This window comes from Brucella anthropi, assembly GCF_046630315.1.
Classification (GTDB): domain Bacteria; phylum Pseudomonadota; class Alphaproteobacteria; order Rhizobiales; family Rhizobiaceae; genus Brucella; species Brucella anthropi_A.
In genome coordinates, this window is the sequence record NZ_LQBD01000001.1 from 1 (window position 1) to 24,601 (window position 24,601).

Below are 24,601 nucleotides of genomic sequence, written 5' to 3' on the forward strand. Positions count from 1 at the left end.
CGCAAAACGCCCATACAAGATCCTTACCGGTATATAATCAAATGCATTAACGCGGGGTGGAGCAGCCCGGTAGCTCGTCAGGCTCATAACCTGAAGGCCGCAGGTTCAAATCCTGCCCCCGCAACCAAACAATATCAAAGCCCCGCTCAGCCAGCGGGGCTTTCCGCGTTTAAAGACACTCCAGCCGACCAACTGACAACAAATCCAATCCAGAATCCGCGCGACATCAAGTGTCGGCAACGCAAGCGGGGACAGTCGGTTTTATGCCATTCCTTGCAATCAAAAGATTGCTAATATAGCTCTGGAAGCATGGAGGGGCTCTATCCATGAAAAGCCCGGCAGACATGACGGCGCAAGGCGCCGATGAGACGAAGACTGATCCGCGCCCTGACGATGGAGCTGGCCAGTTGTCACAGCAAAAGCCCGCCGGTCATGAGCCTGCCGGGACGGAGCCGCTTGACTGGCTTGTCGCGATGATCAATCACGTACCGGATTTCATCTATGCCAAGGACTTGCAGGGACGGTTCCTGTTTGCCAATGACGCGGTGGTTCGCAACAATGGCCTTTCGGATATCAATGAACTCATTGGGCTGACGGATTTCGATATTCACGGTGAAGCTGCGATTGCAGCGCGCATTTCGGAAATCGAAAACCGGGTCATGCAAAGCGGCCAGCCTGATCTTGGCTATGAAGAGCGCGCCATGCGCGGTGGCGCGGACCGCTGGCTCATGATCTCGCGCGTGCCCCTGCGCGACAGAAGCGGCAACATCATCGGTGTCGTTGGGGTGTCGCGGGATATCTCCATCAAGAAAAAGGCCGAGCGCTTCATGCAGGTTCAGGCCCGCATCCTTGAAATGACGGTGAGCGCGGTCGCCATACCGGAGTTCATCGATCAGTTGACGCGCTTGCTGGAAGGGTTGGCTGCGGGCGTTCGCTGTGTCGCGGTTGTTGGCAGTGAGGCGGCGAAAGATGTGGCCGTTTCCGCACCGTCCCTGCCTTTGCTGGCGACGGATTTGCGCAAGCGGCTCGAACAGCTTTCGTCATTGAGTCTTGACGGGAGCCTTGAAGATGGGCTTGAAGCGGCGCTCAAGACATTGGTTCCCGACAGCGAGACATTCGCAATGGAAATCCCGTCTGCCGACGGTGCGGGGCATGGCGTTCTGGGTTTTGTGGTCGATGGCGATGCCTCCGATGATCGCGGCCTCCGGGAGTTTTTCACCACTGCCGCGCGTATGACCGGAATTGCCATCGACAGGCGCATCGCCGATGAGCGCATCCGCTATCTGGCTGAACACGATACGCTGACGGGACTGGCGAACAGGGCTTTTCTGGAGCGGAAGCTTGAGCATCTCCTGCAACAGGCAACCTCCCGATCCCGGCGGGTGGCCATCGGTTTTCTCGATCTCGATCAGTTCAAGCCGGTCAACGATACGCTCGGGCATGCGGCCGGAGACAAGCTCCTGCAACAGATTGCTGGACGGATTTCGCTTCTGCTGCGGGACGGTGAACTCGCCGGTCGGATGGGCGGTGATGAGTTCATCCTTGTCCTGTGGGCCGATGACGGCGATTTCGGCTCCAGGCTGGATGAGATCAGGCGTCGGATCAGCGAGCCGGTCGAGCTGAACGGAACATCCCTGGAAGTCACATGCAGTATTGGCGTTGCCTGTTTTCCGAAACACGGCCGGTCGGCTGCCGAGCTGTTCGCAGCCGCCGATGCCGCCATGTATGCCGCCAAGGCCAATGGCCGCAACGGTGTCCGTATCTATTCCGATGAAATGTCGCGCGGCCTCGTCCCGCGCGCGGGCGAAACGTCATAGAAGCCGCCTGATTTCAAGTGAGCCTTGCCTTCACGAACACATCGTAGCGCGTGCTTTTCCCGAGTATCTGGTGGGAAGGCTTGCGTAGTCCGGCCAGTGGCTCGGCGCGCAGCGGCCATTTCAACACCACACGGTTCTGCGCGGCTTCCAGCGCGATTTGCATCAGCCTTTCGGCATCCGGATCGGTGCCGACAATCTCGCGGATCTGGCGCATTTCCTTCTTGACGAGCGCACTGTTGCCGCGTGGCGGATGCATGGGGTCAACCAGCACGACCTGCGGTTTGAGCCCAGGCAGGAGCAGGCAGGAATCGCCGTGCAAAAGCGTCATGCGCGCGACAGTCTGCGCATAGCGGCCGCCTTCCGCCGCTGCGCGCGCCAAGCCATCGGCCAGAAGGTCATGCATCTTTTCGGAGCGTTCGATCAAAGTCACCTTCGCACCGAGCGAGGCCAGCAGAAACGCATCCCGTCCAAGCCCTGCCGTCGCATCGACGATCTCCGGCGTCACGTCGCGCGTCAATCCGGCAGCCTTGGCGAGAGCCTGTCCGCGACCTTCGCCGGAGCGAAACCGGTGCCCGACAGCGCCGCCGACGAAATCAACGACCAGCTCGGATGTATCGATCTTCTGCGACATGGATGCTCTCAGAACGGGCAGGGGGCGGTGAACGTCACGTCGCCTCCATCGGGATGGCGGAAGGACAGTTGTTCGGCATGCAGCAGCAGCCGGTCCGCGGCGGCGAGCGCTTCGCCTTCGGCATAGAATTCGTCGCCGAGGATCACATGGCCGAGTGCTTTCATATGGACGCGCAGCTGATGGGTGCGGCCCGTGAGGGGAAAAAGCTGCAACCGGGTAACGCGCTCGTCCCGATCCAGAACCTGCCAGCGCGTCTGCGCAGGCTTGCCATGATCGTGATCGACACGATGGCGCGGCTTGTTGTCTGCGTCGAGTGCCAAGGGCAGATCGATCAACCCTTCATCCGCTTCGACGCGCCCCAAGACCATGGCGACATAGGATTTTTGCGCCGTGCGCGCTTCGAATTGCGCCGCGATGGCGGCATGGGCCTTGCGGTTGAGCGACATGAGCACAAGGCCGGACGTATCCTTGTCGAGGCGGTTGATCATCTGGGCATGCGGAAACTGTTTTTGAACGCGCGTTGCAAGACTGTCCGACAGGGCCGGATGACGTCCCGGCACGGATAGAAGGCCGCTTGGCTTGTCCAGCACCAGAAAACCCTCATCGCGATGCAGGATCGAGACATAGGGTTCGAGCGGCGGATGATAGATGGGAGCAACGGCGGAGAACACGGTCATGAGGTTCTTCTAGCACGGTTTGCGTGCCGCGGAGAAGCGGGCGCTCAATTCTGTAGCAGAAGCCCTGCATTTCGGCTTTGAAAAGAGGTCGGATTGATCCGGCGGGATTAGCTGCTTTTCGCGTGGGTAAACCAGCCGTTGATGAGATAGAATAAACTTGGATGCCTGGCTTCATTAAATTAAGTATATCGTAATATTATAAAGTATTAATATAGGTATTTTTATGGCTTTGAGTTGGTATACTTTTATGATTGACCACGAATTGTTAAGGTGATTCGCGAATTATGTTAATTCACGCGCACCATGATTTGATTATTATTAGGTGAATCTAAATTGATCTGGCCAGTGCTGCGATCGATATGCGGAAAATATGCAGGCCGGTGCTGTGTGACCGGTCTGGCCTTGGTCATGGGATCTATGGTCACGGTAAGTCGGGCTACCGGGAGTGATTGGACCGGAGCCACCAATACGGATTGGTTCACGACATCCAACTGGTCGAATGGGGAAGTGCCGACAAAAGGGGCGGAAACGACAATCATTGCGGATAGCCAAGCCAGAGCCCCTGTGATTGACGGGCGGAAAGCAGTTTCAGGCATTCTGACTGTAGGTAGCCAGAGCGGAACGGGTTGGCTCACCATACAAGGTGGCGGGGAACTGGACGCAGGTAATCCCACGATCGGCGGACAAGGCTCTGTTGTCACCGTAATGGGCGCGGGCTCGATTCTGAACGATCCACTTTACCTCGGAACGTTCTCTGTCGGTGATGGCGGATATTCAGGCGTATCGTCAGGCACGTTGCAAGTGTTGGACGGCGCTAGCGTATCAGCCTCCTATTTTTTAATTGGGGGCAGTAAGCAAGCAACAGGAACGGTAATCGTCAGCGGGCTACACTCGCAATTGAATTCTGATTGGACTGTCACCGTCGGCAAAGACGGTGACGGAACCCTGAATGTCAGTGATGGCGGGGCGATTGTCGCGAGTGTGGGGTTCACCTCCAATCGTGGTGATACAACCCTAACAGGGGGCGGAACGACTGCGACATTGGGCTACATCTTCTTGACCGGTTCCTATGCCGACAAGGGGGCCAGTCTCAACATTGAAGCGGGCGCCGTTGTAACCGGCAGTTCGACTGTTTCGCTGAGCGGTGCCTTGTCCACGCCCACCCTCACCATTGAAGGCGCCGGAAGTCATCTCACTGCTGCCGGACAGGTTACGATCGGCAGTCAGGCCGGTGGAGGGATTGCGACCCTGTCCGACGGAGGAAGCCTCAATGCCGATGCGATGGTGATCGGCGGGGATGGTACGGGTGGCGACTTTACGGGAGTGCTGAATATTGGCGGAGGCGTATCCGATGCCGCTGCCGCGCCAGGGCATGTTGTCGCGACCAACGGCATCACGGTCAATGCAGCCGGAGAAATCATCTTCAATCATACGGGCACCGCCTATGAGTTTTCCTCAGCCGTCAGCGGTACGGGGACGATCAGCCAGATCGCCGGGATAACGATTTTGTCCAATGACAATAGTTTTTCCGGAACGACGACGATCCGTGGCGGAACGCTGCAAATCGGCAATGGTGGTACACATGGCAGTCTGGCGTCGGATGTGGATACCGGTACGGCAGCCAACCATGGATCGCTCGTTTTCAACCGCAGCGACAGCTATAAATTCGATAACGCGATAACCGGCAGCGGCAATGTGGTTCAAAACGGTTCAGGTACGCTGACGCTGGGTGCGGATAACAGCTATAGCGGGACAACCACAATTGCCACTGGCAGCACCTTGCAGGTTGGCGATGGCGGCACAACCGGAACGCTGGGCAGCGGCGATGTCTGGAACGACGGCACGCTCACCGTTGACCGATCCAATTCGTTCATCCTGTCGCAGAAGATCAGCGGCACTGGTTTCCTGACGAAGAGTGGTTCGGGCACGCTGACCTTGTCGGGCAATAACAGCTATGGAGGCGCGACGTCGGTATCGGCGGGCACGCTCGTGCTTACGGGCGCCAATACCGGCGGGGGGGCGACAACGATCGATGCGGGGGCAGCTCTTCACATCGGCACGGGGGGGACTGTTGGCAGCCTTGCGGGCGATATCGTCAACAATGGCGCGCTTGTCGTTGACCGCGCGGGCACGATCACGCTGGCCGGGACGATCTCCGGCACGGGCGGGCTCACCATGCAGGGCGGCGGCACGCTGACGCTTTCGGGCACCAACAGCTATTCCGGCGATACGACGGTGAGCGGCAGCACGCTCATGGTGACCTCGGACACCAATCTGGGCAATACGGACGCGCAGAATGGTGCGGTCGGTGCGCTGACGCTGGATGACGCCACGTTGCGGATCGGCGCTGCCAGCTTCAGCACGAGCCGGCAGGTGCATCTGACGGGCAATGACACGATCGACACCGGCACATTCGATGCAAGATTCGACGCGGTGATTGACGGTGACGGCAAGCTCACCAAACAGGGCACGGGCATGCTGACGCTGACGGCGGCCAACAGCTATGGCGGCGGCACGGATGTTTTGGGCGGCACGCTCAGGATCGGCGGCACGGCCGGCGATATTACAGGCGATGTCACGGTGGCTGGCGGCGCGACGCTGGAATTGGCGCGCAGCAACACCTATACGTTCTACGGGCTGATCAGCGGGGACGGCCGGTTGGTGAAGTCGGGCGTGGGCACGACGACGCTGGCAAACGCCCACAACAGCTATAGTGGCGGCACCGAGATCGATAGCGGCACTCTGGCGGTCAGCACGGATGACAATCTGGGCGATAGGGCAGGCGGGCTCACCTTCAATGGCGGCACGCTGCAACTTCTGGCCGATGATTTTGCAAGCGGGCGCGCGGTCACGCTGTCCTATGACGGCACCATCGATACCAATAGCCATAGCGGCACGCTGTCGGGCCTGGTTACCGGGGCGTATGGCCTGGTGGTGCAGGGCGGCGGCACGCTGACGCTTTCAAGCGTCAACACCTATTCCGGCGATACGACGGTGACGGGGGCAAGCACGCTCGTGGTGGCGCAGGATGGCAATCTGGGTGCAACCACGGGAACAGTCGGCGCGCTGACGCTGAACAATGGCACGCTCCAGATCGATAGGGATGCCTTCAGCAGCAATCGCTTCGTGTATCTGACCGGTGCGGGCACGGTCGACACGAATGGTCACGATGCCATGCTTGGCGGTGTCATCAACGGTGCCGGCACGTTCACCAAGCAGGGTACGGGCACGCTCACCCTTTCGAACACCAACCTTTATGGCGGTGGCACGGTGGTGGCGGGGGGGACACTTGCGGTCAGTTCCGACGCCAATCTGGGCGCGACTGCGGGTACACTTTCCATCGCCGGCGGCGCCACCTTGCAATTGACGGATGATTTCAGCACCAGCCGCATGGTGACGCTGGAGGCGGGAACCGCGACCATCAACACCGACACCAACAAGACAGCCACCTTCCTGAACACGCTGACCGGCGCGGGCAAACTCAACGTCACCGGGGATGGCACGCTGGTGCTGGCTGCGACCAATGACTATAATGGCGGCACGGCGATTGCAAGCGGCAGCACATTGCAGCTTGGCAATGCAACTGCGGATGGCAGCATCATGCACAATGTGGCCAATGGCGGCACATTGATCTTCCACAACCAGAATGAGACGATCTTCGCAGGCGTCATCAGCGGCGATGGCGCGCTGGTGCAGAACGGCACGGGCACGCTGATCCTGACCGGCGATAACAACTACAAGGGCGGCACGACGATTGAAAGCGGCAGCACGCTGCAAGTGGGCGCCGGCGGCGCGACGGGCAAGATCAAGGGCAATGTGACCAATCATGGCACACTCGACTTCAAGCGCAGCGCGGCCCTGACCTTCGATGGCGTGATCAGCGGCGATGGCACCCTGATCCAGAGCGGTACGGCATCGCTGACGCTGACCGGCGACAGCAGTGGCTTTACCGGTGTCACCACGGTGGCGAACGGCTCGCTTGAGGTTAACAATTCGCTCGGCGGCACGGTGACGGTGAATAGCGGTGCAACGCTTGGCGGCGGCGGCACCATCGGCGGCGATACGACGGTCAATGGCACCCTTGAGGGAACCTCCGGCCAGGGGCTCACCTTCAATGGCAACCTGACGCTGGGTACGAACAGCGTCATCAGCGCGTCCTTCGATGGACCCAACGACCCGGATGGCATCTTCGACGTGAAGGGCAATCTCGCGCTTGGCGGAGTGGTCAGTGTCACGTCGTTCGGCACGGCCACCCCCGGCCTTTATCATCTGTTCCATTATGATGGCTCCAAGTCGGGTACGCTGACGATCGGCACGCTGCCGAGCGGGGTGGATAGAACCAAGGTGTCCATCGATACCCAAGGGCCCAACGATATCTATATCGTCAATTCCACTGGCACCCATCTCAACTACTGGAACGGCACCCAGACCGGTTCGGTGGGCGATGGTCATCTGTATGGCGGCGATGGCACCTGGACGGCGGCTTCGACAAGCCTCAACTGGACGGACTCCCCCGAATACGACATCAACGGCTCCTGGACTAATAGCGACTTTGCCGTGTTCAGCGGTAACAGCGGTACGGTCACGGTCGATCCAGGCGAGGGGGAGATCACCGCATCGGGCATGCAGTTCATGGTCTCCGGCTACAAGCTTGTCGGCGGTAGTCTAGAGCTTGTTTCACCGCAAGGTACCCCATCGATGAAGCCGAACATCAGGGTTGGCGGCGGCGGCGGTGACGGCGTGCCCACCGCCACCATCGCGACGGTGCTCACCGGCACGAACGGCATGATGAAGTCCGACGCCGGCACGCTGGTCCTGACCGGCATCAACACCTATACGGGCGGCACCGATATCAGCGGCGGCACATTGCAGCTTGGCGACGGCACGACCAATGGCAGCGTGCTGGGGGATATCAGCACCAGCACGAGCGCCACGGATAAAGGGGTGCTTGCCGTCCATGCGGGGGCGACCCCGGCCACGATCGACAATACGATCAGCGGCATGGGCAGTGTCCTGGTTCAGGGCGGCACGGTTACTTTCTCCGGCCACAACTCCTATAGCGGCGGCACCACGCTTGCCGGCGGCATCACCATCGTCACTGAGGATGACAATCTGGGTGTGACAGGCAGCAATGTGGCGATCGATAATGGCGCGACCTTGCGTTTCAACCAGAACATCAATGTCGCGGGAAGCTTCACCCATAACCTGCAACTGGGGACGACGCCGGGCAATATCGCGACGCTTGATACGAACGGGCATAATGTGACGGTGAGCGGTGCTATCAGCGGCGTGGGCAGCCTCACCAAGGCTGGCGCCAACACGCTGACCCTGACGGCCAACAACACTTATACGGGCATGACCAGGGTGGAGAAAGGCACGCTGCAAGTGGGCGATGGCGGGGCGAGTGGCGATCTTGCCGGCGCTGTCACGGTGGATGCGGGGGCAACCCTTGCCTTTGACCGCGACACCTATGCCTTCCAGCACAAGATCAGCGGGGCTGGCAGCGTGGAACAAAGGGGCAGCGGAACCCTGACCCTGACGGAAGACAATGATTATTCCGGCGGTACCTCCATCGCCGGCGGCACGCTCAAGGTGGCCAGCGACAAGAAGCTGGGCGCGATCTCGGGCGATCTCACACTGAATGGCGGCATATTCGAGAACATGGCAGCCTTTACCGGCCAGAACGCCATGCAGCGCAATATAGAGATGGACGCCAATGGCAGCACCCTCCAGACCGACCAGGATCTCGAGCTTCGAGGAAGTCTGGGGGGCAACGGAGACTTCGCCAAGACGGGAACCGGGCAGCTGACGCTTGCAGCGGATAATAACGACTGGACCGGCATGGCTACGATCGATGCAGGTTCTCTGCGGGTCGATGGCACGCTTGGCACGGAGGAGTTTGCCCAGCAAACCGCAATCAACGTCAAAGGCGGGGCTACACTGAGTGGTACCGGCACCATCCATGGCGATGTCACTGTCGCCGATAACGGCACGCTCATCGGCAGCGCCGATCGGATACTGACGGTGGATGGCAAACTCACCCTTGGCGCGAGCTATGTCAATGTCTCGCTCGCCACCCCATCGTTGTATGCCCTCTTCCAGGTCAATGGCGACCTTGATCTGGGCAACTCGACCCTGAACATAACCGGGGACATAGGCGGCTTTGGCGCCGGCACCTATCGCATCTTCGACTATACCGGCAGTCGCTTTGGCACCATGACGGTGGGATCGGTTCCCGCCGGGTCGGAAGCAGCAGGCATGTGGGTGCAGACCGATTATCCCGGTCAGGTCAATCTGGTCAATCAGAACGGCGTCACGGTCAATTACTGGAATGCCGCAGGCAATCGCGACCACAACAACCAGACCAACGAGATTGTGGGCGGTTCCGGGACATGGAATTTGGAGAAGGACAACTGGACCGAGAGTAACGGGCCGAATTCACCGCAAAAGGACAAGCTCTTCAATGCTCGCTACACCAATGGTTCGTTTGCCGTCTTCGGCGGCACGGCCGGACAGGTAAAGGTGGACAATGCCTCCGGCCAGATAACCGCGGCGGGCATGCAGTTTGCAAGCGATGGCTACCATCTGACGGGCGGAGCGCTGACGCTTGCCCATTCCACCCAGCCGATCATCCGCGTCGGTGACAGCCTGCAACACGCTGCGCCGATCACGGCAACCATCGACAATGAACTGGAGGGAACCGGTGGGATAAACAAGACGGATTACGGCACGCTGATCCTGACGGGCGACAGCAGCTATAGCGGCGGCACGACCGTCACCGGCGGCATTTTGCAGCTTGGCAATGGCGGCACGGGCGGCAGCATCACCGGCGATGTCGTGCTGACAGAGGACCCAAGCCATCGCGATCATGGCCGACTGGTCTTCGATCACAGTCAGGGTGTCCATTCGACCTTTGCCGGGGCTATCTCCGGCATAGGCGAAGTGATCCAGCAGGGCAGCGACGTGCTGACGCTTTCCGGGCAGAACACGTTCACCGGCGGGCTGACCGTCAAGAGCGGCGGGGTTGCAGCCGGTGTCGATGGCACCGTGTTCGGGACCGGCACCGTGACGCTTTCTGCGGGTACGACGCTCGATCTTGCCAACCATCAGGTGACATCGGGCGCGCTTTCGGGTGCGGGCATGGTCAGGCTTGGCAGCGGCACGCTCACTCTTGCAACCGATCAGAGCGCAAGCTTCTCCGGCGTGATCGAGGGAACGGGCGGACTGACCAAGAGCGGAACGGGCACCGAGACGCTTCTGGGAGCCAACAGCTATACAGGCCAGACAACGGTGTCGGGCGGCACACTGGCGCAAGGGGCGGCAGGCGCGTTCAACACGGCCTCGTCCAGCTATGACGTGGCCTCCGGCGGCACGCTCGATCTGGGCGGCTTCGATACGACATTGGCAGCCCTTTCCAATGGCGGCGCCATCAACATGAATGCCGGTGCGCCCGGCACCACGCTGACGGTCAACGGCAATTATGCCGGCAATGGTGGCACAATCACCATCAACACGGTTCTTGGCGGCGACAATTCCAGGACCGACAGGCTGAAGGTCGGTGGCGACACATCGGGCAATACCCAACTCAAGGTGGTCAATCGCGGCGGGCTTGGCGCACAGACCGCCAACGGTATCGAAGTGGTCGAGGTCAGCGGCCAGTCGAATGGCACCTTCTCGCTCACCAGAGATTATTTGACCAAGGATGGCCAGCCGGCGGTGGTGGCCGGTGCCTATGCCTATACGCTGCATCAGGGCCCGGCCAAGGGCAGCAATGACGGCAACTGGTATCTGACCAGCCAGTTCAACAACTCGACCAATCCCGACCATCCGGACAATCCCGATCCGCGCTATGGCGCCAATGTGCCAGTCTATCAGGGATATGTGCAGACCATGCAGGCCCTGAACAAGCTGCCGACATTGCAGGAACGTGTCGGCAAGCGCTACTGGACCGGCGAGAACGGCGATGGCCGGACCAATGGGGCGGTGGTCGACGAACGTGGCATCTGGGCGCGCATCGAAGGGGCGCATAATCGTCTGGACCCGCACACCGCCACGGGCATGAAGCAGGACATCAACACCTTCCTCATGCAGGCGGGCGTCGATGGTCAGTTCTATGAGGACGAGAACGGAAAGTTCATCGCTGGCATTACCGGTCAATATGGCACCGGCCACAGCGATATATCGGCGCGGGATGGCGATGGCAGCATCGCCACCAGTGCCTGGAGCCTCGGCGCCACCGCCACCTGGTACGGCAATAATGGCTTGTATGTCGATACGCAGGGACAGCTGAGCTGGTTTGACAACGACCTCAACTCCGATACGGCCAATACCGGCCTGAAGGATGGCGCCAAGGCCTTTGGTTATGCCCTGAGCGTGGAAGCGGGCCAGCGCGTGGCGATCGACGATCGTTGGTCGCTGACCCCGCAGGCCCAGCTCATGTGGTCGGCGATCAATGCCGATGACTTCCAGGATGTCTGGCAGGCCGATGTCGCCGTCACCCAGGGCAACAGCCTGACCGGCCGCATCGGCCTTGCCGCCAGCTATGACGCAAACTGGCAGGGAACCGACGGACGGAAGGTCAATACCTCCGTCTATGGCATCGCCAATCTCTACCAGGAGTTCCTCGGCGGTACCCGCATCAATGTCTCCGGCGTCGGCTTCAACACCGACAACGACCGCACCTGGGCCGGCGTCGGCGCCGGCGGAACCTATGCATGGGCCGACACCAAATATCTCATCTACGGTCAGGGAACCATCAACACATCCCTCAACCAATTCGCAAACAGCTACAGCCTAAAGGCAACCGCCGGCTTCAAGGTCAAGTGGTAATGGCTGCGTACCGGCTCAATGGAAGCGCCCGATCCCGTTTGCGGGGCTATTGTCTCTTCAGTGCGTAATCCCCGCGCAGCCATAGCTTGCAGTCGGTCCAGATAAACGTCTTTAGGCTTATGAAAGCTCTTTCTTGACAGCTTCATAGAGCCAGGGGCAATCCGCGACTGCTGGTGCGCGAATACCCCGTGCGGCGGCGTCGAGCCGCATGTCGCGCAGGCGCTTTCGACCTCCTTCTTCCGTCAGATAGAGACGCTCATGTCCCCAGAAGGAAGGTCCGTCCGTAGTTTCATGTGGTTCCCAATTTGCAGGGTCGATTTGTCTTCCACCCCAGCCGTTTTCTACAAAGAAACCCGAAGGTGTGTTTGCATAGAATGATGTCATGTAATCGTTGGTGTGTCGTCCAAGTGTATAAGCCACCCGACCGTCTTCCAGCCCAGCGAGATCATATCCCTGTCCAACATCGTCAAGGTTCTTGAACTCCACCATGAAATGATGGAACCCCTGCTGACCAGATCCGACCATTGCAAAACTGTGGTGGCGGTCATTCACATGGAAGAAATAAAGCCCATAGGGTTTCAGTCCATAATCGGTTACACGAAAATCCAGATTGTCCCGATAGAAGGGCATCATGATCTCGATATTTTTCACATGCAGCACTGCATGTCCCATACCGAGCGGGCCGGTATTGAACCCTGATATGGGGCGACCCGGGACAAAAGGATCGGAGGCAATCATCGGCTGCCAGACCAGCTCGATGCGATTGCCCATCGGATCGTCGAACCAGACCATGTCCGCACAAAAGCGCTGATCGCAAAGGGCAGCATTGGCGGGATAAACGCGGGTGCCAACCGCTTCCAGGCGTGATGCATATTGATCAAGGTCGCGTTGAAACTCGACTTCCCAGCCCATGCAGGCCAGTGTTTCTCCCGGCTCGTCAAGCACAATCAACCGCTGCATGCGATCATCCATACGGAAAGCCAGCTGACCGGCGGCACGGTCAATTTTCTGCATGCCAAGCAGGCCGGATGCAAAGCCGGCCCAGTCATCAAGCTTGTCGGAGCGCACGCCGATATAACCCAGAGCATTGATGGCCATGGCCTTTTCCTCCTCATAAACTTTGATTGGCCCCGCTTTCGGCGGGGCCTTGCGTGATCAGGCTGCGTCAGCGATTGGGTTCGACAGCGTGCCAATGCCGGTGATTTCAACTTCAACGCGGTCACCAGCGAACATATAGAGCTGCGGTTCGCGGAACTTGCCGACGCCACCGGGCGTTCCGGTGGCGATGACGTCGCCCGGAAGCAGTTTCGTCACTGTCGAAACATAGGCGATAATTTCGCCAATGGAGAAAGCCAGATCCGAAATCGGCGTCGTTTGCACTTCCTGACCGTTCACCCGGGTGCGCAGATGCTGTTCTTCCGGATTTGGCAGTTCGTCCTTCGTGACCAGCCAAGGCCCCATGGCGCCCGTATCGTCGAAGCTCTTGCCCGGCCAGAACTGGGTCGTGTGACGCTGGAAATCGCGGATCGAGCCGTCGTTGAAGCAGGAATAGCCTGCGATGTAATCCGCGGCGTCTTCGGCGCGGATATTTCGACCCGGTTTGCCGATAATGACGGCGAGTTCGCCCTCATAGTCGAATTCCTGGGAAACGGCTGGCCGTAACAGTGGATTTTCATGTCCGAGAACAGACGACGAATAGCGCGTGAAGATCGAAGGATATTTGGGCTTTTCGCGACCGGTTTCCTTGATATGCGCGGCATAATTCAGACCGACGCAGAGAATTTTGTCGGGGTTTGGAATTGGAGAAACCAGGGTGACATCCGATACGGGAACCGGCGCTTCCGCATTTGCAGACAGTTCGGCCACGGCATCGGCGTTCAAAACAGCCCGCAGATCGCCGTACCGAGCCTTGAAAGCGGCAGAAGCCTTGTGCAGCCCCGCTTCGGTAATGAATCCATAACCCGCACCTTGATCCGCTGTCGTAAATGAAACTAGTCGCACCGTTGTAACTCCCTTCGATTCTTCGAACGCGGCCCGATCGGGGCCGCGCATTCGCTGGGCTTATGCTGCGGCGAGCGGTCCAAGGCCAGATCGAATTGGAGTTGCGTTCACCAGATGAACGACGTTCCGGAAGAGGGACTTATTCTGCGGGATCGGAGTTTTCGCGCCGATAACGCATGGTCATGTCGGGGAAAGCTTCGCATTTTTGAGCAATCCGCGCCGCACATTCCCGCGCCGGTTCGAGAAAACGCCGAACACCTTTCGCCACCGGAAGCGCTGACACGAACCAGACCACTGTGACTACCGCCTGTACTCGGCCTTTGGCGTGCACGGGCACGGAGAGGCTGTTGGTTGCGCGGATCAGTTCCCCGCTCCGCAGCCCGTATCCTTGCTGGCGAGTAAAGGCGATCTGCTGCGTGATATGGCGGCGGTCGCCCGCAAGCGCCGCCTGATTGGCGGGGTTTTGCGCAAGCCGGTCCAAAATGGCTTCCCGCTCTTCATCCGGGCAGAAGGCTAGATAGGCTCGCCCGGAAGACGTATGCAGAATGGGCAATCTCGTGCCAACAAGGCCATGTTGAATGGAAAAGGGGCTGGTGCGGTGCGTCGATTCCCGCACCAGCATCATATCGTTCTGCAATGTGTGCAGATCGACTGGCCAGAGGATTTGCTTGCCAAGCCGCTCGATTTCCGGCGCTGCACATTCGCGCACCCATGCTTCATCATTATAGCCATCGGAAAGCGACCGCACGTAGAGCGTCGGATACCAGCTGCCATCCGATGGACTGCGTTCAACAAAACCCAGCCCTTCCAGCGTTTCGAGAAGTCGAACCACAGTTGGACGCGGCAATTCCAGCCGCCGCGCAATCTGCTGTGGATGTGCGCCCTTATAGAGAGAAAGGTCTTGAAGCAGGGCCAGACCGCGCTCCAGAGCGCGAACGGGGGCAAAGTTTCTTTTGTTGGTTGGTTCCATAGGCACTAGCGCTCGGCGGTGCGGCAAATTGCGTTCGACAGGTGAACTCTAATCGAAAATAGGTTGAAGTTGAAGGTTCAATATCCCAAACCCGCCGGGAGTTTATATGGGAGATAATTATGCAGATCAATCGACGCAACCTGCTGCTGTCCAGCGCGGGGTTCATGGCTGCTGGACTGTTGCCTGGTTTCCAGTCTGCTGTCCGTGCGGCTACGGCCGATCCATTGAAAATCGGCTGGTTCGCCGCGCTTTCCGGTCCTTATTCAACTGGCGCCTTGGCGCAGGACGCCGGCCATAAGGCGGCCATTGCTGAACTGAATGCCAAGGGTGGTGTGCTTGGACGTCCGCTGGAGCTGGTTGCTCGCGACACGGTTGCCGATCCGGGCAAGGCAGTGAATTTCGTGCAGGAGCTTCTGTTTTCCGAGAAGGTGAATGTGCTCTTCGGGCCGAACACCTCCGGGGAAGCGATGCCGATCCGCGACTTCATCGCCGAAGCCAATACGATCAATATGCCGACGGCGCTGATCGATCACGTGATCGACCCGGAAGTCTATCCCACGATTTTCCGCGTTGGCGGGTCTGCTGGACAGCAGATCGAGGCAGGTATCACCTTCGCTCTCGATCACTACAAGAAACAGAAGATCGCGCTGTTCGTCGATAATCTTTCTTATGGCGTTCTCTGCCGCGATCTCGCGCTTGAAAAGATGAAGGCGCGCAACATTGAGCCAGTCTATGTCGGCACGCTGGACGCCAACAAGGTGGACTTGGGCGACGACATCATCAAGGCGCGCAACAGCGGCGCTGATGTGCTTCTGGTCTGGTCGGCTGCGTCGTCCTTTATGGCCCGCGTGCTGACGGCGCGCGGTGAGCAGAAGTGGGATATTCCTGCCATCTGCGCACCGATTGCGCTGAATGCTCAGATCACTGATCTCGTGAAGAAAGAATATCTCGACGGTGCGGTCGGGGTGGGCTTCCGTCATCTTGCGGTGGATGGCAATGGCAAGTTTGCCGCCGGAATTGAAGCCCTGCTGACCGAGCAGGCTCCGATTGTCGTACCGCAGCTCAAGAACGGGATCACCTGGATACTTCTTGGCTATGCGTCGACCAAGCTTTGGGCTGCTGCCGTCGAGAAAGCCGGCAGCGTTGAGACCGATGCCGTAATCGCGGCTCTCGAAACCATGGGAACGACGGAAACGGTGTTCGGCAAGGTCGGTTTCGGTCCGGGCAGCCGGGAAGGACTGTCGATGGACGAATACGCACTCTTCACGATTTCTTCGTTCCAGAACGGCGGCTTCACACTGGCCTGATCGATTCGGCGGACTCCCGCGCAGTGCGCGGAGCCTGTCACCAAAAGGACTAAACCATGTTTCTCGTTCTGATCTCGGGGCTCGCCCTGGGGTGCCTCTACGCCACGGTGGCCTTAAGCTACAACGTGATGTACTCGACCTCCAAGGTGCTCAGTATGGGCGCTGGACAGTTCGCCATGGTCGGCGGCATTGTTGGCGCCTGGACACTCGGCGATCTCGGCTGGCCGATCTGGGCATCGCTGCCGCTGGTTATCGTCGTTGGCCTTATCTTTGGCTGGCTGACGGAACTTGTCGCCATTCGCCGTACAATGAATGGCGGAGATGACCACCTCTGGATTCTTTCCACGCTTGCCGTTGCAACGATTGTCCAGCAAGGCATGGCGCTTTGGTGGGGAACAGAGCCGAGACCGTTCCCTCGGCTGATTCCACAAGACTATGCGGGCATTTTGGACCAGAAATACTGGCTTCCGATTGTGACGGCATTTCTCATGGCGGGTGGGCTTGCGTTGTTCTATCGCAAGACGGCTATCGGCAAAATCTTCGTGGCGCTTGCAGACGATACTTTTGCGGTCAGCGCACGTGGCATTTCGGCAACCCGCATGCGCTCGCTTTCCTATGCCATTGCTGGTGCGCTTGGCGCGCTGGCGGGGTTCATGACCGGACAGCTCACCTATGCCTATTTTGCTCTTGGCCTGACGCTGACGCTCAACGGCTTCATCGCGCTCGCAATTGGCGGGATCGGTTCCAACATCGGCGCGCTGACGGGCGGTATCATCTTCGGCGTAGTCACCACCTGCGTCGCTTATGTCTTCGGCTCGGAATTCCAGCAAACCATCGCAGTCGGGACGCTTGTCATCCTCCTGACCTTTATCCCTTCGGGATTGTTCGGCAAGAAGCGGGTACGCCAGGTATGAACGTGAAATCACATCAGGGCCTTCTCTTCGCCCTCATCGGCCTCGGCCTCGCCGTCGCCTTCCCCTTTCTCACCAATGATCGCTATCTGCTCCGCATTGGAGAAATGGTTCTGATCTACTGGATTATCGTTGCCGGTCTGAACCTGCTCGTCGGTTATGTCGGCCTGATGTCCATCGGCCATGTCGGTCTTCTGTCCATTGGCGGCTATGCGTTCGCTATTCTCGCTGGCAAATTGGGGCTTCACCCCTATGCGGCGCTGATTGCTTCTGGTGGCGTGACAGCACTTGCAGCAGGCCTTTTGTGCCTACCATCGCTGCGGCTTCCGGGCTTTTATTTCGCGCTCGCAACGATTGCCTTTGCACTTATCATGGTGGAACTGGCGCTCGGCTTCTCCAGTCTTACCGGCGGCACGGTGGGGCTTGCGGTTCCGGCCTTTCCCGCGCCATTCAAGCGCACAATCGGGGAATACTGGCTGGCGCTCGGCATCGCTGCAGTCGTGACGGTTATGACCTGGAACCTGGTTCGCAGCATGTGGGGCCGCGCGATGATTTCCATTCGAGACAGTGAAGTGGCTGCCCAAAGCGTTGCGGTGTCTATCTTCCGTACAAAGCTTACGGTTTTCCTCTTCTCCGGTTTTTGTGCAGGTGTTGCAGGCGGACTTTTCGCCCGAGCTCAAAGCCACATCACGCCCGAAGCCTTCAATTTCGATGTCTCATTGATGTTCTTCACGGCGATTATCATTGGGGGGCGCGGATCGATCATCGGTCCAATGGTGGGCACTCTGCTGCTCGCCGTGATCCCCGATGTATTCGCTTCGATGCAGCGCTACACTGCGTTCTTTTATGGTGGCATTTTGCTCGCCGTTGTTCTCGCAATACCGCAGGGGCTCGGTGTCTGGGCCAACGATCATCTCGGCAATATCTTCGGAAAGAGCGCATCAGATGATCAGCGCGGCGCCCAAGAGCCCAACATGCCTGCATTGACGGCCCTTTTGCAGGAGAATGCCTGATATGAACATGATCAATCCTACAATAAGAAAAAGCACCGGCATTCTGGGCCCGGACATCCTGCAAGCGCGCAATATCTCCAAAAGTTTCGGGGGATTGAAAGCCGTCAACACTGTGTCGCTTTCCATTCAGGCTGGCCAGATTCACGGGCTGATCGGTCCAAATGGATCGGGTAAGACCACCATGCTCAACCTCATCAGCGGTTACTATATGATTGATGACGGCGCCGTGGTGCTTGACGGCCAGGATATCAGCCGCCTTGACGTGCGCGCCCGTGCACTCGTCGGCATCGCGCGAACCTTTCAGAAACCGCGGCTGTTGCCCTCTTTAAGCGTTATCGACAACGTCATGCTCGGTGGCTGGGGCGCAGTTCAGGCCGGTTTCATTGAAACAGCGCTGCATATGCCGCGTCCCAAACGTGAGGAACGTGAGATGCGCGAACGCGCCCAGGCGCTGCTTGATGCGTCGGGTCTTGGGCATCTTGCAGGAAGGCGGTGCGAACATCTTGAACATGCCGAGCGGCGCTTTCTTGAAATCGTCCGCGCTTTGATGATCCGGCCCAAGCTGCTGCTTCTCGACGAGCCCGCGGGGGGGCTGACGGGTCGTGAGATCGAATATCTGGGACAGATTATCCAGTCGGTGGCAGAGGCGGGCATTGGCGTGCTCCTGGTCGAACACCACACGGATTTTGTCTTCCGTTTGAGCCATCACGTCACCGTGCTCAATCTGGGCGCGGTTCTGGCGGAAGGTGCGCCTGATCAAGTGCGCAACGACGCGGAAGTCGTCCGCGTTTATTTGGGGAGTTAAGAGCATGGCAATGATGCATAACGGCACGCCGTTGCTCGAAATCACAGATCTGAGCGTGGCTTATGGCAAGGCGCCCGTGGTCACCGGCGCGTCGCTCAGGGTCCATGCCGGTGAGTTCCACGCCATTCTCGGGCGCAATGGTGCCGGAAAAAGCACCATGCTTCACGCGGTTTCCGGTTTGATCGGCAAGCGTAGCGGCCAGGTTCGTTTTGGTGGCGAGGATATTACGAACGCCAGCCCTGAAAGGATCGTCGAGCTTGGGCTGATCCAGGTATTGGAAGGCCACCGCATTTTTCCTTCGCTGACGGTGCAGGACAATCTTGAGGTTGCCGCATATCCCGGTAAAAAACGCGGTAAAAAGCCCGATTATGAGCGCATCTACCATTTTTTTCCTGAACTGGCATCCAAGAAGAACGATCCTGCGTCTTCGCTCTCCGGTGGTCAGCAGCAGATTCTGGCGGTTGGTCAGGGCATTCTTGCCGAGCCGCAATTGCTCGTTCTTGACGAGCCCTCGGGCGGATTGGCCCCAATCGTCGTGGATCGCATTCTCGACGTTGCGGCGCAGCTCGCCAAGGAAGGTGCTGCGATCATTCTGGTAGAGCAGTTGGTGGAAAAGGCGCTGCTCCATGCCGATACGGCAAGCGTGATGGATACCGGACGCGTGGTGCATACGGGCAGCGCCAAAGAAATAGCCACCAGTCCAGTCATCCGGGAAATTTATCTCGGCCACACATCGTAACCCAACAGACTTGCCAGTTAAGGCGGGCGGACATGGGGCGGCAAGACGCGCCCCATGAAAGATTTCTCATGCTCAAGGATGAAGCAAGTGTCAAAGACGACAGAACTCGCGCGCTACCATGGTAGGGTGGTTTTGGTAACCGGTGGGCTTGGCGCCATGGGATTGGCCATCGGTCGGCGATTGACCGAAGAGGGTGCAATTGTTTATCTAGCCGATCTGACTGCCGATGACGCGGGGCGGATTGCGCAAACCTATCAGGGCGTGACACTTCCGAAGGTACTTACGCTTGACGTCAGTTCGGCGGAAAGCTGGGACGAGGCGATTAATACCATCCTCGCTGAAAGTGGCGCCTTACACCTGCTCGTCAATAATGCAGGCGTGATAACGCCCGTACCACAGCCCATTACCGATATTCCGCTCGACGAGTTTCACCGCGTGCTGAAGGTCAATCTGGACGGGGTTCTACTCGGAACACAGGCCGCATTGAAAGCAATGAAGCAAGGGGCAGGGGCGGCAATCGTCAATCTGGGTTCACTGGCCGCCTATACCGGATCTGCTGATAACGGCACTTATGGCGTGTCGAAAGGTGCGGTTCGCTCTCTCACCAAACATGCAGCGCTTTCGGCCGCGCGCAATGGTCATGATGTGCGCATCAATGTTGTGCATCCGGGCTATGTCTGGACACCGCTTGTGGCCGCCAAAGCAGCCGGGCAGTTCGGAACGGAAGACGCAGCGCGTGAAGCCTTCTCAAAAATGAACCCGTCCGGGCGCATCGTCGAACCGTGCGACGTGGCGGCGGCGATTGCGTTCCTCGGCTCAAGCGATGCCCGCATGATTCATGGAGCCGATCTTGTCATTGACGGCGGTCGCCTCATCCAGTGACAATTCCGGGCGCGACGTTAACAAAAGCCGTTAAGGTCGCGCGGGCTCGGCGTTTTCGGCAGGTGCATGCCTCGTGGCTTTGTCGCAAAGAATTCGCTTCTTCTGAGTTCTATTGCGATAGTGGGCAGAATTTATTGAGGTGAGAGGTGGTTCGGGAAAATTGAACAGTTGAGATAAGTGGCTTTCGGCTTTTGAACACGGCAGTATGCCGGGGACAGGAGCCAAGATGACGAAACGACCCCGCCGCAATCATAGCCCGGGCTTTAAGGCGAAAGTCGCTCTCGCCCCGATCAGGGGCGAGAAGACAATGGTCGAACTCGCGCGGCAGTTCGACGTGCATGCGAACCAGATCAAGCAGTGGAAAGATCAGTTGCTCGATTGCGCAGCCGATGTCTTCGATGACGGTCGGAAAGAAGCCGCTGAGCCAGTTGTCGATGTCAAAAGCCTGCATGCCAAGATCGGCGAACTGACACTGGAGAACGATTTTTTAGCAGGCGCGCTCGGCAAGGCCGGACTGTTGAGCGGAAAGCGATGATCGACCGGAACCACAACTTTCCGTCTCCCGCCAGGCCAGGATACTCGGCATCAGCCGTGGCAGCGTCTACTACCTGCCGCGAATGGCCTGTGCGGCCGATCTTGTTATGATGCGCCGGATCGACGAGTTGCATCTGGATTATCCCTTTGCCGGGAGCCGGATGCTGCAAGGGCTTTTGAAGGCAGAAGGCCATGACGTCGGCCGCCTGCATGTTCGGACCCTGATGCGGAAGATGGGCATTGAGGCGATCTATCGTCGCCCGTATACGTCCAAGCCTGCGCCTGGACACAAGGTCTATCCCTATCTTCTGAAAAATCTCGCCATCACCCGGCCCAATCAGGTCTGGGCGATGGATATCAGTTATATACCGATGGCACGGGGTTTCGTTTATCTCTGCGCCGTCGTCGATTGGTTCAGCCGCCGCGTTCTGTCTTGGAAGCTGTCGATTACGCTGGAGACGGCGTTCTGTGTCGAGGCGGTCGAAGAAGCACTGTCGAGCTACGGTAAGCCGTTGAAAAGCGGTGGTTACACTGTGCTCCTTCCCAGTTCCAGAAGCCACGGAATGGTGAGAAAACTCACACAGGTAGATGATGAGGCTTGCCTGTATGGAGAATTGGTCGGGTACCACTTGTGTAATTGTAGCGTCGGGACCTTCGGCCAAAGATGTCCCTCTGGAGCTTGCAAAGGATCAAGCCCGTTTCATTGCAATTAACAACTCATGGCAATTGGCGCCTTGGGCGGACGCTTTGTTTGCAGCAGACGAGGAGTGGTGGAAACATTACGAAGGATGCGGTGAGTTTTCTGGTTATAAAATGTCTACTGATTGGCAGGTAACCCGAAATAGAGAGTGGCGGATCAGATATGTACCGTGTCACTTTCAAAGCAATCAAATGCAACTTGATGGAAAATACATTGGATGGGGTGGCAATAGCGGGTTTGCGGCGTTGAATGTAGCTGCGCGCCTGGGGTGCGCGACAATACTGCTTGTCGGGTATGATTTTACACTCAGTCACGGATTTCACTGGCATGGCGCCCATCCAGATTCATTAGCAAATCCAACGGAATCGCAACTTATTCATTGGGGTAACAGCATCGACAATGCCAGCAGCGTATTGCGACAAGCGAATGTTACAGTTTTCAATTGCAGTTCAATTTCGACGCTATCAGCCTATGAGAAGATAGATTTCAATGACGCTATTAAACGAATATCAAAATAAATTTAAAATGATACATCTCTTAATATAAATATCTATCAATAATTATATCAATGTTTATTGAATAATAATCATTTTCAAATATCTCCGATAGGATTCATCATTGTTTCTGGTTACTGTTCTTAAAAGTGGAGGGGAATATAAGCCCGAACATGTTTACAGGCTGTGCGCTCAGGCCCAAAAGCACGCACCAGATTTAAAATTTGTTTGCCTCGCCGACGTCGAGTTGGACATTGAATACGTCAAACTCCTATATGGATGGCCGGGTTGGTGGTCAAAGATGGAAATGTTCCGGCCCGGACTATTTGATAAACCATTCCTCTATCTTGATCTCGACAGCACGATAATTGGATCGTTAGCCAATATCAGTGCCAGACAGCGATTAACAGTCCTGTCAGATTTCTATTGCCCCCAGCATATTGGCAGCGGTCTGATGCTTGTAACGCCGGACGCCGCGAAACGCGCATGGCAGGCGTGGATCGCTTCTCCTCAAATGCATATGCGCGAATGCGTAACGCGCGCCCGATGGGGCGATCAGGGCTTCCTGGAAGGAATCTGGACGGATATGGACCGTTGGCAGAATGTATTGCCTGGGGAAATTGTGTCCCATAAGGTTGATTGCCAGTTAAAAACACCGAAGACCGCAAAAATCATCTGCTTCCATGGCAAGCCGCGGCCTTGGGAGGTAGTCGATTGCGTTCTTCGGTAATCCGTGGGTAGGATTTTCGGTAATACGCGGAAGGTCGGCGAAAGGATCTGGTAGAGTTCGTGCGGTTTCAGGGCGCCTTCGAATAGGAAAGGCGGGGTTGCCCCACACTCGCACCGGGCGCGCCGAGTTGGCCTTTTCATTTGGCTGATTCCGATGGCCCATGATGCGGACGGCAAGCTTGAGAAGCTGTTATTCAAGGGGCGACCGACGACCGAAAGACATGCAGGGCCGGATTCCAACGATGTTACGCGGTAACTGAAGCATAGCGCAGAGGCGCTGACGTTGCCGTGACCGGAGTATCGCCCCGCGCACCCGGATGGTTATGGCTGCACATGATTTGCGTGTGTTTCGCGGTCGTTGAGCGTAAAGCTTCGTCGATCTATAGCAATCGGCGCAAGGCTGGGTGACGATGCGGATGGACGGTGCTGACCAGATCGTGCCTCTCATCAACCCAAAGACTGGAGAAATTCGTCAAGTGCAGATTGTTGTCGCGGCTCGACCGACGCCCAATCCGACGTTTTCCTATACGGGGCTGGACCAGAAGCTACCGGATTGGATCGAAGGTCGAAAGCGTATGTGATCTATGCAGGCGGCGTTACGAAGCCAATCTCGCTGATGCGGACGAAAAGCCCACGATATCGTGGAGAGCTTGGCGTTCTCCCCTCGGCACGGCGATAAACATATGTCTCTTGATGCGGCTTGCGACGAATATCTCCCATCATCAATTTGGCGTGTTGATACTCGTTAGACGCCAGCCTGTGCTTGAACATTTCTGCTTATGCCGACTGTCCGGTTGAAATGGCGAGCAATTCAGTGATTATCGCGAAACCCCAATGAGACAGTCGGGCCTATAACAGGACGTGGGGCTCAGCATGCGCTTCCACCCTATCCATAATCACCCACATAGGAAAAGCGATAATCGCCTTTGTTATGCTTTCTGGGGCCAGACCAAGTGATTGAGCGGACGATCACGAAAATGCGAGTTAGTTTCGAAGTCGGAGTGATACGGAGTTACCAAACGAACAGCGATAATGCCCATTACTTATCCTGTAATAAGTGCCAATTTCTTTTCCCATGCGAATGATAGATATTGAGTAATTATATTTCCCTAAAATAGGATTTTAATATGACTGCCACTCCATGCAATATTATAGTATATGATTTCTCGATAGAAGGAGTTTCTGGAAACAGTGTTTCATTTGAGAGAGGAAATGAAGTTAACATATATATATCTTTCTCTATATGCGATAATACCGGAGCCATCGTCTCTCCACAAAATAAAAACATCGAAGTAAGTGTAATTAATTATTACACGCAAGAAGACGATTATAATGGACTAAATATAGTTCAAAAATCAGATAAGGTGCCGGACGGTAATTTAAATGGTTCATATTATAAAGTATTTACAGTTTCAGGTGGCAATGATGTTTCTCTGAAATCCTTGACGATTGGCTATAAAATTACTCTCAGTGACAGTGTCTATACGGGGGAAGCGATCAGTGCGGCGTCTCGTGGCGCTCAAAATTATATTGCCATTCAATCGTTTTCGTCAAAGTAAATC

At 57.4% G+C, this 24,601-nt stretch carries 16 protein-coding genes, 1 tRNA gene and 1 pseudogene; 13 read left to right on the forward strand and 5 right to left on the reverse strand.

Going from position 1 to position 24,601, the window contains the following annotated elements; translation table 11 throughout:
* Positions 1–50 precede the first annotated feature (50 nt).
* Positions 51–127: transfer RNA gene (locus AVM02_RS00005), tRNA-Met, on the forward strand.
* Positions 128–326: 199 nt separating this feature from the next.
* A complete protein-coding gene (locus AVM02_RS00010) occupies positions 327–1,817 on the forward strand; it encodes a diguanylate cyclase domain-containing protein (RefSeq protein WP_411504971.1) in 1,491 nt (496 codons plus the stop codon).
* 13 nt (positions 1,818–1,830) lie between these two features.
* On the opposite strand, the gene AVM02_RS00015 is transcribed toward AVM02_RS00010, so the two are convergent.
* Positions 1,831–2,448 (reverse strand): class I SAM-dependent methyltransferase, encoded by a 618-nt coding sequence (locus AVM02_RS00015; RefSeq protein ID WP_411504972.1) that lies wholly within the window; start codon positions 2,446–2,448, stop codon positions 1,831–1,833.
* A gap of 8 nt (positions 2,449–2,456) precedes the next feature.
* Positions 2,457–3,125, reverse strand: coding sequence for a pseudouridine synthase (locus AVM02_RS00020; protein WP_411504973.1), 669 nt, complete (start codon positions 3,123–3,125; stop codon positions 2,457–2,459).
* 1,056 nt (positions 3,126–4,181) lie between these two features.
* Between AVM02_RS00020 and AVM02_RS00025 the strand changes: the two genes are divergently transcribed.
* Positions 4,182–11,954 (forward strand): autotransporter-associated beta strand repeat-containing protein, encoded by a 7,773-nt coding sequence (locus tag AVM02_RS00025; RefSeq protein ID WP_411504974.1) that lies wholly within the window; start codon positions 4,182–4,184, stop codon positions 11,952–11,954.
* Positions 11,955–12,071: 117 nt separating this feature from the next.
* On the opposite strand, the gene AVM02_RS00030 is transcribed toward AVM02_RS00025, so the two are convergent.
* The 3 genes from AVM02_RS00030 to AVM02_RS00040 form a co-directional block, all read right to left on the reverse strand.
* A complete protein-coding gene (locus AVM02_RS00030) occupies positions 12,072–13,052 on the reverse strand; it encodes a VOC family protein (protein ID WP_411504975.1) in 981 nt (326 codons plus the stop codon).
* A gap of 57 nt (positions 13,053–13,109) precedes the next feature.
* Positions 13,110–13,955, reverse strand: coding sequence for a fumarylacetoacetate hydrolase family protein (locus AVM02_RS00035; protein ID WP_411504976.1), 846 nt, complete (start codon positions 13,953–13,955; stop codon positions 13,110–13,112).
* Between the two features lie 139 nt (positions 13,956–14,094).
* The gene (locus tag AVM02_RS00040) at positions 14,095–14,925 is read right to left on the reverse strand and encodes an IclR family transcriptional regulator C-terminal domain-containing protein (RefSeq protein ID WP_411504977.1); all 831 of its coding nucleotides are present in this window, start codon (positions 14,923–14,925) and stop codon (positions 14,095–14,097) included.
* Positions 14,926–15,044: 119 nt separating this feature from the next.
* Here AVM02_RS00040 and AVM02_RS00045 point away from each other — a divergent pair, with 119 nt between their 5' ends.
* The 10 genes and pseudogenes from AVM02_RS00045 (at position 15,045) to AVM02_RS00090 (ending at position 24,598) form a co-directional block, all read left to right on the forward strand.
* Complete coding sequence (locus AVM02_RS00045) at positions 15,045–16,232, forward strand: ABC transporter substrate-binding protein (RefSeq protein ID WP_411504978.1); 1,188 nt, start codon at positions 15,045–15,047, stop codon at positions 16,230–16,232.
* Positions 16,233–16,288: 56 nt separating this feature from the next.
* Positions 16,289–17,146 (forward strand): branched-chain amino acid ABC transporter permease, encoded by an 858-nt coding sequence (locus AVM02_RS00050; protein WP_411504979.1) that lies wholly within the window; start codon positions 16,289–16,291, stop codon positions 17,144–17,146.
* Complete coding sequence (locus AVM02_RS00055) at positions 17,143–18,156, forward strand: branched-chain amino acid ABC transporter permease (protein ID WP_411504980.1); 1,014 nt, start codon at positions 17,143–17,145, stop codon at positions 18,154–18,156. Before AVM02_RS00050 ends, AVM02_RS00055 begins: the two co-directional genes overlap by 4 nt.
* Before the next feature lies 1 nt (position 18,157).
* Positions 18,158–18,961 (forward strand): ABC transporter ATP-binding protein, encoded by an 804-nt coding sequence (locus AVM02_RS00060; RefSeq protein ID WP_411504981.1) that lies wholly within the window; start codon positions 18,158–18,160, stop codon positions 18,959–18,961.
* Between the two features lie 13 nt (positions 18,962–18,974).
* Positions 18,975–19,700: an ABC transporter ATP-binding protein gene (locus AVM02_RS00065; RefSeq protein WP_411504982.1), complete on the forward strand. Its 726-nt coding sequence runs from the start codon at positions 18,975–18,977 to the stop codon at positions 19,698–19,700.
* Positions 19,701–19,787: 87 nt separating this feature from the next.
* Positions 19,788–20,582, forward strand: coding sequence for an SDR family NAD(P)-dependent oxidoreductase (locus AVM02_RS00070; protein WP_411504983.1), 795 nt, complete (start codon positions 19,788–19,790; stop codon positions 20,580–20,582).
* A 226-nt stretch (positions 20,583–20,808) separates the two neighbouring features.
* A pseudogene (locus AVM02_RS00075) lies at positions 20,809–21,628 on the forward strand (IS3 family transposase); the annotation flags it as partial.
* A gap of 235 nt (positions 21,629–21,863) precedes the next feature.
* A complete protein-coding gene (locus tag AVM02_RS00080) occupies positions 21,864–22,334 on the forward strand; it encodes a hypothetical protein (protein WP_411504984.1) in 471 nt (156 codons plus the stop codon).
* 100 nt (positions 22,335–22,434) lie between these two features.
* The gene (locus AVM02_RS00085; protein WP_411504985.1) at positions 22,435–23,040 is read left to right on the forward strand and encodes a hypothetical protein; all 606 of its coding nucleotides are present in this window, start codon (positions 22,435–22,437) and stop codon (positions 23,038–23,040) included.
* A gap of 1,126 nt (positions 23,041–24,166) precedes the next feature.
* Entirely contained in the window at positions 24,167–24,598 is a 432-nt protein-coding gene (locus AVM02_RS00090) for a hypothetical protein (protein WP_411504986.1), read from the forward strand.
* The last annotated feature ends 3 nt before the right edge of the window (positions 24,599–24,601 follow it).

Bases quoted from the DNA above. Each gene is read 5' to 3' on its own strand.
- AVM02_RS00050 (WP_411504979.1), top strand. From the start codon at position 16,289: ATGTTTCTCGTTCTGATCTCGGGGCTCGCCCTGGGGTGCCTCTACGCC.
- AVM02_RS00040 (WP_411504977.1), bottom strand. From the start codon at position 14,925: ATGGAACCAACCAACAAAAGAAACTTTGCCCCCGTTCGCGCTCTGGAG.
- AVM02_RS00015 (WP_411504972.1), bottom strand. From the start codon at position 2,448: ATGTCGCAGAAGATCGATACATCCGAGCTGGTCGTTGATTTCGTCGGC.
- AVM02_RS00030 (WP_411504975.1), bottom strand. From the start codon at position 13,052: ATGGCCATCAATGCTCTGGGTTATATCGGCGTGCGCTCCGACAAGCTT.
- AVM02_RS00055 (WP_411504980.1), top strand. From the start codon at position 17,143: ATGAACGTGAAATCACATCAGGGCCTTCTCTTCGCCCTCATCGGCCTC.
- AVM02_RS00090 (WP_411504986.1), top strand. From the start codon at position 24,167: ATGACTGCCACTCCATGCAATATTATAGTATATGATTTCTCGATAGAA.
- AVM02_RS00060 (WP_411504981.1), top strand. From the start codon at position 18,158: ATGAACATGATCAATCCTACAATAAGAAAAAGCACCGGCATTCTGGGC.
- AVM02_RS00065 (WP_411504982.1), top strand. From the start codon at position 18,975: ATGCATAACGGCACGCCGTTGCTCGAAATCACAGATCTGAGCGTGGCT.
- AVM02_RS00045 (WP_411504978.1), top strand. From the start codon at position 15,045: ATGCAGATCAATCGACGCAACCTGCTGCTGTCCAGCGCGGGGTTCATG.
- AVM02_RS00010 (WP_411504971.1), top strand. From the start codon at position 327: ATGAAAAGCCCGGCAGACATGACGGCGCAAGGCGCCGATGAGACGAAG.
- AVM02_RS00020 (WP_411504973.1), bottom strand. From the start codon at position 3,125: ATGACCGTGTTCTCCGCCGTTGCTCCCATCTATCATCCGCCGCTCGAA.